The organism is Candidatus Infernicultor aquiphilus, from assembly GCF_002784285.1.
Taxonomy (GTDB): Bacteria; Atribacterota; Phoenicimicrobiia; order Phoenicimicrobiales; family Phoenicimicrobiaceae; genus Infernicultor; species Infernicultor aquiphilus.
The window spans coordinates 1-11,448 of the sequence record NZ_PFKO01000151.1 but is presented as its reverse complement, the minus strand read 5'-3'; the positions used below and the strand labels follow the sequence as shown (position 1 = coordinate 11,448).

Annotated in this window: 12 protein-coding genes; all 12 read left to right on the top strand. The window is 32.5% G+C overall.

All coding sequences use genetic code 11. The features are described from left to right. Positions 1–311: 311 nt before the first annotated feature. Positions 312–1,478, top strand: coding sequence for a branched-chain amino acid ABC transporter substrate-binding protein (locus COZ07_RS04210; RefSeq protein ID WP_406607336.1), 1,167 nt, complete (start codon positions 312–314; stop codon positions 1,476–1,478). An 18-nt stretch (positions 1,479–1,496) separates the two neighbouring features. After that, positions 1,497–2,408, top strand: coding sequence for a branched-chain amino acid ABC transporter permease (locus COZ07_RS04205; RefSeq protein WP_406607335.1), 912 nt, complete (start codon positions 1,497–1,499; stop codon positions 2,406–2,408). Positions 2,409–2,421: 13 nt separating this feature from the next. After that, positions 2,422–3,405: a branched-chain amino acid ABC transporter permease gene (locus COZ07_RS04200; RefSeq protein ID WP_406607334.1), complete on the top strand. Its 984-nt coding sequence runs from the start codon at positions 2,422–2,424 to the stop codon at positions 3,403–3,405. Continuing rightward, entirely contained in the window at positions 3,398–4,255 is an 858-nt protein-coding gene (locus COZ07_RS04195; RefSeq protein WP_406607333.1) for an ABC transporter ATP-binding protein, read from the top strand. Before COZ07_RS04200 ends, COZ07_RS04195 begins: the two co-directional genes overlap by 8 nt. 4 nt (positions 4,256–4,259) lie before the next feature. Further along, complete coding sequence (locus COZ07_RS04190) at positions 4,260–5,003, top strand: ABC transporter ATP-binding protein (protein ID WP_406607332.1); 744 nt, start codon at positions 4,260–4,262, stop codon at positions 5,001–5,003. Positions 5,004–5,421: 418 nt separating this feature from the next. Next, the gene (phoU, locus tag COZ07_RS04185; RefSeq protein ID WP_406607331.1) at positions 5,422–6,141 is read left to right on the top strand and encodes a phosphate uptake regulator PhoU; all 720 of its coding nucleotides are present in this window, start codon (positions 5,422–5,424) and stop codon (positions 6,139–6,141) included. Positions 6,142–6,157: 16 nt separating this feature from the next. Beyond that, positions 6,158–6,841 carry a YggS family pyridoxal phosphate enzyme gene (locus tag COZ07_RS04180; protein ID WP_406607330.1) on the top strand — a complete coding sequence of 228 codons (684 nt, stop codon included), beginning with the start codon at positions 6,158–6,160 and terminating at the stop codon, positions 6,839–6,841. Between the two features lie 67 nt (positions 6,842–6,908). Continuing rightward, positions 6,909–7,178 (top strand): YggT family protein, encoded by a 270-nt coding sequence (locus tag COZ07_RS04175; protein ID WP_406607329.1) that lies wholly within the window; start codon positions 6,909–6,911, stop codon positions 7,176–7,178. A gap of 51 nt (positions 7,179–7,229) precedes the next feature. Next, on the top strand, positions 7,230–7,793 hold the full coding sequence (locus tag COZ07_RS04170) for a DivIVA domain-containing protein (RefSeq protein WP_406607328.1): 564 nt from the start codon (positions 7,230–7,232) through the stop codon (positions 7,791–7,793). Then, on the top strand, positions 7,774–8,082 hold the full coding sequence (locus COZ07_RS04165) for a DUF167 domain-containing protein (protein ID WP_406607327.1): 309 nt from the start codon (positions 7,774–7,776) through the stop codon (positions 8,080–8,082). The genes COZ07_RS04170 and COZ07_RS04165 overlap by 20 nt, the downstream gene beginning before the upstream one ends. A gap of 77 nt (positions 8,083–8,159) precedes the next feature. After that, on the top strand, positions 8,160–10,964 hold the full coding sequence (gene ileS, locus COZ07_RS04160) for an isoleucine--tRNA ligase (protein ID WP_406607326.1): 2,805 nt from the start codon (positions 8,160–8,162) through the stop codon (positions 10,962–10,964). A 9-nt stretch (positions 10,965–10,973) separates the two neighbouring features. Beyond that, on the top strand, positions 10,974–11,448 hold a 475-nt coding region (gene lspA, locus COZ07_RS04155), incomplete at its 3' end, for a signal peptidase II (RefSeq protein WP_406607325.1).

Genomic DNA, 11,448 nt, shown 5'->3' with positions numbered 1-11,448 from the left:
TTATAGCATAAAAATAGCTGAATGTCTTGTAAAATAAGAGTTTTATTTGATTTTTATTCAATATTTTTTACTCTTTTAGGTTAGGTAAAAGATGTAATTGTAACACAGTCTGATTGCGGGCTCGATGAATCGAGCCCCTACAACATAATTATAACCAAAGAATCATAATTTAGTGAGGGGTTATTCTAAGGAAAAAGAAGGAGGTGGGCAATTTCTAAAAATTATTAGATAAGAAGTAGTTTAGCTAGCAAATTAAGGTTTGAGCGTAATTTGTTTTAAAATTTTTAAAATAAATAAAGGAGAATTAAAAAGTGAAAAGAACAAAGATCTTATTAAGTATTAGTGTATTGGTTTTGTTTCTTAGTGTTGTATCTTTAGGAATAATGGCAGCCGATAAACCACCGATAGTTATTGGCCTTCAAGGACCTATAACTGGGGCTTGGGCTTATGAAGGAGAAATGGCTAAACAATCTTGTGAAATAGCCGCTCAGTTAATTAATGAAAAAGGTGGTATTCTGGGTGGAAGAATGATTGAAATTAGAGTTGCTGATGATGCTTGTGAACCCAAGGCAGGAGCCTTAGCAGCGATGAAGTTAATTTCTCAGAAAGATGTAGTAGCTTCTATTTCAACTTATGGTTCATCTGTATGTGAACCTGCTTCCAATCTTTATGAAAAATTTAAAAAAATTAATATCGCTTATGGCTCTACTGCTGTCCGTTTAACTGAAAGAGGATTAAAATACTTTTTCCGAACCTGTGGTATTGATAGTGCCCAAGGAATTTTCTTTGCTGACTATGTTCCCCGCGTTTTCGGAGCAAAAAAAATAGCTATTATGCATGATAATACTACTTATGCCAAGGGAGTGGCTGAGGAAACCAAGAAGGCATTACAACCAAAAGTTGATGCTGGAGAAGTAGAGATAGTTTATTATGATGCTATCACTCCAGGCGAGAAAGATTTTTCTGTTCCTCTAACTAAAATGCGTGAGACCAATCCAGATGTACTCTACTTTACTGGTTATTATCCTGAAGCTGCCTTAGTAGTATCTCAAGCGCGAGATATAGGTATTACCTGTCCTTTTGTGGGAGGCAATGCAGCCATTAATGATGAATTTGTAAAAATTGCTGGTCTAGAAAAGGCCAAAGGATGTTTTATGACTCAAGAACCCATGCCGGCAGAACTTCCTTATCCAGAGTCTAAGATATTTTTAGATGCTTATAAGGCTAAATATGGAGAAATTCCTTCCAGCCCTTGGCCGGTATACGCCGCTGATGCTTTAAATATTATTGCTTATGTTATTGAGAAAACCGGTTCTACTGATTCTGATGTTTTAGCTGAATACCTTAGAAATGAAGTTAATGCTGTTCCAGGTGTTACTGGATCAATCGGTTTTACCGAAAAGGGAGATAGAGAGGGTGTACCATATTTGATGTATGTAGTAAACGAGGCAGGAGCTTTTGATATTTATAATAAATAAAAAGGTAAGGAGTTAAAGATGAGAATTTTTTTAGAGCAAATGTTGAATGGGTTAACTATAGGATCATTTTATGCTCTCATTGCCTTAGGGTATTCTATGGTATATGGAGTAATGAAATTGATTAATTTTGCTCATGGAGATTTATTTACCTTAGGATCCTACCTTGGATTTACCCTCCTCGTATGGGGAAATGCCTATGTAACTTCTCATGTAGGTTTAGCAGGGGGTATGATTGCGGCTATGTTAATAGCCGCAATCGGCATAGGCACAGCTGGTATAATAGTGGAAAGAATAGCCTATCGACCGATTTATCCAGCAGGCAGGCTTCCGGCAGTAGTCTCTGCTTTAGGTGTTTCAATTTTCTTAGAAAATATTATTATGGTACTTTGGGGTCCCCGTTATCAAGCCTATCCGGTAAATGTTGTACCTACATTGAGGTTTGAAATAGGGGGTATTCATATTACCCTTCTTCAAATAGTTATTTTAATTTTCTCTTTTATATTATTAGCTATCCTGTATTATATCGTTCAAAAGACTACTTTTGGAGCAGCGATTAGAGCATCAGCTTTAGATAGAGATACTGCTGCCTTAATGGGGATAAATATAAATACTATAATATTTTTTGTTTTTGCTTTAGGTCCTGCTTTAGGTGGAACTGCTGGGGTAATGGTGGGGATGTATTATCGTCAAATTAGTTTTACCATGGGTTGGAACTATGGATTAAAGGCTTTTACGGCAACTATTTTAGGGGGTATTGGCAATATTCCAGGGGCAATGGTAGGAGGGCTGCTTTTAGGAATCTTTGAAATGTTAGGATCTGCTTATATTTCTACAGCCTATAAAGATGTCTTTGTTTTTTTAATATTGATATTAGTATTAATCTTTCGACCCCGAGGTCTTCTGGGTGAAAAAGTCGCAGAAAAGGTATAAAGGGATAAAATAAATGAAACCAAATAAAAATATTATTTTAAAGAATTGGCCTATTTTTATAGTGATAATAATATTATCCGTGTCCCCTTTCAGGATGAATAATTATTGGATTGATGTCTTCTTTTTCTTTGGAATTTATGCTCTTCTGGGTCTTAGTTTGAATATCGTTTTAGGTGAAGTGGGCTTATTTGATTTAGGACATATGGGTTTTATGGCAATCGGTGCTTATACTACCGCAATTCTTAACACCCATTTCGGTATTCCTATAATTTTTTTAATGCCAGTTAGTGCCCTGGCAGCAGCTGGTTTTGCCTGGTTAGTCTGTTCTCCCATCATTCATTTGCGAGGAGATTATCTTTGTATTGTTACTATTGGTATGGGAGAAATTGTTAGATTAACCCTTATTAATAATCCCTTTGGCATTACTGGGGGACCGAATGGAGTTTTTGGAATAGATTTTCTCTCTTTTGGAGGTCCTTTGGTAATTGATTCCTCTATTGAATCTTACTTTGTAATTTGGATAGTAGTAGGATTGACCATTCTTGCTCTTATAAATTTGCAGCGTTCCCGAATAGGTAGAGCCTGGAATTGTATTCGTGAAGATGAAATCGCTGCTGAATCGACTGGGATTGATGTTAGATACTATAAGTTATTAGCTTTTGTTTTAGGTGCAGGTTTAGCTGGGATAGCTGGTAATATATATGCCAGCAAATTAATGATAGTATCTCCAGAGAGTTTTAGTTTTATAGAATCTTGCATGCTCTTCTGTATCGTGCTTATTGGAGGAATGGGCTCTATACCCGGTATAATAATAGGTTCAGCTGCAGTAAGTCTTTTCCCAGAAATATTTCGCGCTTTTGCCCGATACCGGATGTTAATATTTGGAGCAGCAATGGTAATTATGATGGTATTTAGACCGGGAGGTATTTGGCCCAGAAAAAGAGGTAGTGTAGAATTCAAATCACTTCTAACCAAAGCAGGAGAAGATAATGTTTAAAGATAGTAGTTTAAATACAGAAAAATTAGTGGAATCTAAACCAGGGGAAGAAAGAATTAAAATTGTTCAAAAAATAGCGTTAGAAACTCAAAAATTAACTAAAAAATTTGGTGGCCTAATCGCAGTTAACAATTTTGACCTTAAGGTAAATCGAGGAGAAATTAGTAGTCTAATAGGTCCTAATGGAGCAGGAAAGACTACTGTTTTTAATGTAATAACTGGCCTATATCAAGGTGATGGTGGAAAAGTCATTTTTAAAGGAGAAGATCTTGCTGGGAAAAAACCTCATAGAATTATAGCCAAAGGAATTGCTCGAACCTTTCAAAATATACGTCTCTTTTCTAATATGACTTGTTTAGAGAATGTAATGGCCGGTCAACATTGTCGCAGCAAAGAAGGAACCTGGTCTTCTATTTTTAGAACTTCCTATCAGAAGAAAGAAGAATCAGAAATTAGAAAAATAGCTAAAAGACTGCTTCAACGAGTAGGGTTGTGGAAATTTGGAGATGAATTAGCTAAAAATATTGCTTATGGTAATCAAAGGATGTTAGAAATAGCTCGAGCTTTAGCTTCTAATCCTGATTTACTGATTTTGGATGAACCAAGTAGTGGCTTAAATGATAAAGAGTCAGAAGATCTGATGAAATTTCTTAAAAGTTTGTTAAAAGAAAATTTAACTATTTTGCTTATTGAACATCATATGAATGTGGTTATGGGAATTTCTGATTGGGTTACAGTTATGGACGAAGGAAAAAAGATCGCAGAAGGAGTACCGGAAGATATTTATCATAATCCTCTGGTTATCGAGGCTTACTTGGGGAAAGAAGAAGAAGAGGAGGAGGAAATATAATTATATGAAATCACTATTAAAAATTGAAGATCTACAAATTTTTTATGGCTCAATTGAAGCCCTTAAAGGAATTTCATTAGAAGTTAATGCCGGTGAGATAGTTACTGTTTTAGGAGCAAATGGTGCTGGCAAAAGTACTCTTTTGAAAGCTATTTCTGGTCTATTACCTCTCCGTAAGGGAAAAATTAAATTACAAGAAGAAGAACTTAATAATGTTCCAGCTTTTGAAATTGTTAGGAAAGGTATTTCTCATGTACCTGAAGGTAGAAAGGTATTTACCACTCTTACCGTAGAAGAAAATCTTAATTTAGGTGCTTATATTCAAAGAAAGGATATTAAAGTGGTTAGCGAAGCTAAAGATAGAGTTTTTAATTTATTTCCTATTCTTAAATCTCGATGTAATCAATTAGCTGGCACACTATCTGGAGGGGAGCAACAAATGTTAGCAATGGGAAGAGGTTTGATGAACACTCCCCGAGTTTTACTTTTAGATGAACCTTCTTTGGGGTTGGCGCCCCTTTTGGTAAGACAAATTTTCCAAATAATTCGTGAAATTAATGATCAGGGTGTATCTATATTATTAGTAGAGCAGAATGCCCGTAAAGCACTCAGCATTGCCAATAGAGGATATATATTAGAAACCGGAAATATATCGATTAGTGGATTAGCCTCGGATTTAAAAAGTAACCAGAAGGTTCAGGAGGCTTATTTAGGAGGTGCTGCTTTTAAAAAGAAAAATAGAGTTTAATTTTTAAGTAAATAATATTTTGAAAATAATCAGTCAGGTTTAAAAAACCATAGGATTATCTTGTTTAATAAGATAAATTAATTTTTTAATAAGAGATAATGATATGGTTTTTTATTTATAAATGTTTGATGAAAAAAATTACTGTAAAATAATTATAAAATTATAAATATTGCCTAAAAGTTAAAATCATTGAAAAGTTGTATTATTTTTGATATATTAATCTAAAGTTAAATTAGTATATAGTAAAAAAAGTAGGACAGGCGTCTCGCCTGTCTATTGTGTAAGGTTGGGGTTCGATTCATCGAGCCCGAATAATAGCGGAGCGGGTGAATCCGCCCTTTACAATACGCGTTATACGCTATTATATTAACGCAATACGATATATGATATACGAATATAATGCAAAGGATAAAAAATTATGATTAGAAAAGAGAATGTAAAAGAGGGGAAGGCATATTTTAATGACGAACTTATAGACTTAAAGGAAAACTTAGTAAAGATGTCCAATTTAGTAGAAGAAGCAATTAATGTAGCCATAAAGTCTTTAGTTGAGCAGGATATAGGTTTGGCAGTAAGAGTAATCGAGAATGATGATAAGATTGATCAGATGGAATTAGACATAGAGGAACAGTGTTTGCAGATGATTGCCCTGCGCCACCCTATTGCTAAAAATTTAAGGATGATCGGTTGCGGTTATAAGACTGTATCTGATTTAGAAAGAGTAGCAGATCATGCCGTAAATATAGCTAAAGCCAGCCAATACTTATCTACCAAACCTATGGTAAAACCCTTAATAGATATTCCTCGTATGGCTAAGATTGCTCAAAATATGTTAAAAGATGCCTTAGATGCTTATTTTAACGGAGATGTAGAGTTAGCCAAGGAAGTATGGGCAAGAGATAAGACGGTTGATGATTTGGATAAACAAATATTTCGTGAACTCTTAACTTTTATGATGGAAGATCCTCGTACTATTAGCAGGGCAATTCATTTGATTTTTGTTTCTAATAATATTGAAAGAATTGCCGACCATGCTACCAATTTAGCAGAAAGAGTAGTTTATATAATTAATGGAGAAAGAATAAAAAATTATTCCGAAAGCGATAAAAGCGATAATCAGAAAGCAAAAAACAAATAAAAAAAGGTTATAACTTATGGGAACAGTCAAAGATAATTTAGAGACAATTAATAAAAAAATTAAAGCAGCAGCATGGAAAGTAAACCGAGATCCTCAGGAAATCAAATTAGTCGCAGTAACTAAAACGGCAACTTCAGAACAAATCAAGGAAGCAATAAATGAGGGAGTTAAAATAATTGGTGAAAATAAAGTACAGGAAGCTAAGGGAAAATACCAAGTTTTAACTACAGAAGTGAAATGGCATTTAATAGGTCATTTACAAACTAATAAAGTAAAATATGCGGTAGAGATATTTGATCTTATTCATTCTGTAGATAGTATAAAATTAGCTAAGGAAATAGATAAGCGTTCAGTGCAATTTAAGAAAACCATAGATGTTTTAATTGAAGTAAATATATCTGGCGAGGAGACCAAATATGGATATAATCCAGAAAAAGTAGAAGCTTTTTTAAAAGAAATTTCTGAATTTTCCGGAATAAAGGTCAGAGGTTTAATGACTATAGCACCTATATCAAAAAATAAAGAAGAAGTTCGCCCATATTTTAGAAGGCTTAGAGAATTATCTGAGAGAATAAGAGATAAAAATATAAAAAATATAAAAATGGACTATCTTTCTATGGGGATGACCGATGATTTTGAAATAGCTATTGAAGAAGGTGCCAATATAGTTAGAATTGGTAGAGGAATATTTGGATTTTAATATAATATAATTATATGATATGATATAACGATTACGATTTGATAAATAAAGAGAGTAATATTATTTTATGTTTTTACTAATTGAAATAATTAATTTAGTATTTAGGCTTTATAGCTATGCAATTTTAGCGAGGATAGTTTTATCTTGGATACCTTTAGAGCGCAATAATCTGGTAGTGCAATTTATTTATAAGATTACAGAACCTATTTTAGCACCTTTTAGAATTATCTTACCATTAGGAGGTATGGGGTTAGATCTTTCTCCTATAATTGTCTTTTTTTTGATAAATTTACTCCAGAGATCAATAATTAATATTCTTATTAGCATAGTTCTTTAAAAAATATAAAATTAAACTTAACAGAAATATAAAATGAGGAGGGAAAATTGGATGAGAATTACACCGATGGATATTGAACAACAAGAATTTAGCAGATCATTTAGAGGTTATAACGAAGAAGAAGTAGATGATTTCTTAGATAAAATAGTAAAAGACTATGAAGAATTAATAAATGAAAATGTAAGACTTAATGAAGAAATTGAAAAAATGAAAGAAAGATTAAAAGAATTTAGTGAGATTGAAGAAAGTTTGAAAGGTGCTTTATTAAATGCGCAGAAATCTGCCGAAGAAATTAAAGGAAGAATAGAAAATGAAGCAAAAGTAATGGTAAAAAAAGCAGAAATAGAGGCGGAAGTAATTAAACAGAAAGCATCTCAAAAAGAAGATGAATCAAAAAATGAGATTAATAACCTGCGAAGATATAAATTTATGTTTAAAGAAAAATTTAAATCAATGTTGAACTTATATTTGAAAATGTTAGAAAGTGAAGAGTTTGAAGAACAAGGGGATTATAAAATTACTGAAAAATTAATTTCCGAAGATAAAATAAAAGAAATAGCCCTGAACAGAAATATAAAAATCGAAAAAACGGAAAATGAGCAACCATATAAATAATTGTTTTAAAATTGTTGGTAATGATATTATCATCAAAATCAGAATTATTCCTGGTTCATCTAAAAATAAAATTATCGGAGTATATAATGATACTTTAAAAATTACCCTTACTGCACCGCCAGTTGAAGGTAAAGCTAATAAAAAATGTATCTTATATTTATCTAAGTATTTTGATATAGCTAATTCTAATATTGAAATATTGTCCGGAAAGAGTAGCAGAAATAAACTTATTAAAATTTATAATATTGATCAGGATGATTTTTTAAATAAATTAAAAAAAATTAATTAAGAAAGCAGAATTATTTCTTTTTACGCGGCAAGGAGTTTTTATTATAATTTAATTGAAAAGCTTGGGGGGAGATTCAAATGGAGTATAAAGATACTTTAAATTTACCGAAAACACAATTTAAAATGAGGGCTAATTTAGCTCAAGAAGAACCTAAAATATTAAAATTTTGGGAAGAACAGGAGATATATAAAAAAGTATTGGAAAAGAAGAAAAACCTAAAAAAATATATTTTACATGATGGACCTCCTTATGCTAACGGTAATATACATATAGGAACTGCTTATAATAAGATATTGAAAGATATAATACCAAAGTATAAATCAATGAAAGGGTACAATGCTCATTATGTTCCTGGCTGGGATACTCATGGACTACCTATAGAATATCAGGTGACTAAAAACTTAGGAGTTACACTAAGTGATATTGATCCAGTTGAATTAAGGCAAAAATGCAAAGAATATGCGCAACACTATATTAAGGTGCAAAGAGAAGAATTTAAACAATTGGGAGTAATGGGTGAATGGGATAATCCTTATTTAACTTTTGATCCTGTTTACGAAGCAAAACAGATAGAAATATTTGGTAAAATGTATTCTAAAGGATATATCTACAAGGGATTAAAACCGGTATATTGGTGTACTCATTGCGAGACAGCTCTGGCAGCAGCAGAGATAGAATATAATAATAAAGAATCCTTTTCTATTTATGTAAGATTTTTGGTAAAAGATAATTTAGAAAAAATATTTCCCGAAAGCAAATTAGGGAAAAATTATGTGCTCATTTGGACCACTACACCGTGGACAATTCCAGGAAATATGGCTATTGCCCTTAATCCAGATATTGAATATAGTTTAGTAAAAACTGAAAAAGGAAATCTTATCTTAGCTTCTGCTTTAATAAGAGGAGTAATGAAAGAAATTGGAATTACTGATTATAAAATTATGGGAACAGAAAAAGGTAAATTATTTGAAAATATAAGGTGTAAACATCCTCTTTTTGAAAGAGACTCCATAATTGTAATAGGTACCCATGTTTTGTTAGAGGAAGGAACTGGCTGTGTTCATACTGCACCTGGACATGGACAAGAAGATTATGATATGGGAATAAAATATAAAATTCCCATATTTACCACTCTGGATAGCCAGGGAAGATTCAATGAAGAAGCTGGAAAGTTTAAAGGATTAACTTACGGAGAAGGTAATACCGCGGTAGTAAAAGAACTACAAGAAAATGGAAGTTTATTAAAAGTTGGTAAAATAACCCATTCTTATCCCCACTGTTGGCGTTGTAAGCAACCAGTAGTATTTCGTGCTACTGAACAATGGTTTGTTTCAATTGATGCTTTTCGTGATTTAGCCTTATCGGAAATTGAAAAAGTTCATTGGGTTCCCACCTGGGGGAAAGAAAAAATTTATGAGATGGTGGAGAGTAGAACTGACTGGTGTATTTCTCGGCAAAGAGTATGGGGAGTACCTCTTCCAGTTTTTTATTGTAAAAAATGTGGGGAAATCATAGTTAACGATGAAACAATTAGCTTAATTAAAGAGTTATTTTTAGAAAAAGGATCAGATTCTTGGTTTGCTATGTCCGCTAAAGATATTTTACCTAAAGATTATCAGTGCCCCTATTGCAAGGGGAAGAATTTTGAGAAAGAAAAAGATATAATGGATGTCTGGTTTGATTCAGGATGTAGCCATGCTGCAGTCCTAACCCAGAGAAATGAACTTCATTGGCCGGCAGAATTATATTTAGAAGGAACAGACCAACATAGAGGATGGTTCCAAACCTCACTTTTAACTTCAGTGGCTGCTTTTGGAAAGGCTCCTTATAAAACTGTTTTAACTCATGGTTTTATTGTAGATGCAGAAGGCAAAAAGATGTCTAAATCATTAGGCAATGTCATTGCTCCGCAAGAAATTATTAAAAAATACGGAGCTGATATATTAAGATTATGGGTTGCCTCGTCTGACTATAAGACCGATATTAGGATTTCTTCTAAGATATTAGATCAATTAGTAGAAATATATCGACGGATTAGAAATACAGTGCGATTTATTATTGGAAATTTATATGACTTTAATCCTGAAACAGACCTAATTTCCTATGACCAACTTACCGAATTAGATAGGCTAATCTTAAGTAATTTTCAAAGTTTAATTAGGAAGGTAAATGAAGATTATGAAAAATTTGAATTTCACTCTCTTTACCATGAAATTCATAATTTTTGTGCCATTGAGCTTAGTTCATTTTATTTAGATATTATTAAGGATAGGCTGTATACTTCTTTTTCGAATTCTACCGAACGCCGATCAGCTCAAACAGTATTATCTCTGATATTATATGATTTAGTTAAATTAATTGCCCCAGTATTAAGTTTTACCGCCGAAGAAATCTGGCAACACTTAAGAGCAATCAAAAAAGATGAAGCAAGTATTTTTCTTGCCTCCTGGCCCAAAATAAACCAAGAATATGTTCACCAAGATTTAGAGCAAAAGTGGGATAAAATTTTAAAGATAAGAAAAGATGTGTTAAAGGCCTTAGAAATAAAGAGGCAAGAAGGATTTATCGGAAATTCTTTAGAAGCAAAAGTAAATATTTATACTGAAGATAAAGAAACCTATGACTATTTAAATTCTTTTACCAGTTTGTTAGAAACTGTATTTATTGTTTCTAAGGTAGAAGTAATTTATGGAGAAAAAAACCCACCACCTGAGGTCTATCCGGGGGAAGAAATTCCAACTGTTAAAGTATTAATAACTAAAGCCCCGGGTAAGAAATGCGAGAGATGTTGGTGTTATAGTGAAACAGTGGGGGAGGATATAAAGCATCCTACCATCTGCCACAAATGTGCTATAGTAATAAATAATCATTTTAAGGAATAAAAAGGAAATATGAGAAGATTTATTGGTTGGACAACATTGGTACTATTATTTGATCAAATAAGTAAATTTTTTATTCAACAAAAAATGAAGCTCAATGAATCTCTACCTATAATTAAAGGGGTATTTCATATTACCTACATAGAAAATCCCCGAACTGCCTTTGGACTATTTAAATATCAAATCATATTTTTTATAATTGCAGTCTTGGTTTCAATATTTTTAGTAATTTTTATTTATAAAAAAATTGTACCAAAAGATTCATATTTGTTTATTCCCTTAGTACTTATATCAGGTGGTGCCATTGGTAATTTTATCGATCGGCTAAGAATGGGAGGAATGGTAATAGATTTTTTAGATTTTAGAATCTGGCCAATTTTTAATTTTGCTGATACAGCAATAGTTTGCGGAATGTTAATATTATTAATTCATTTTTTATTTCATTCGAAGGAAGAAGATAAGGAAGAAGATAAGGAAGAAGATAAGG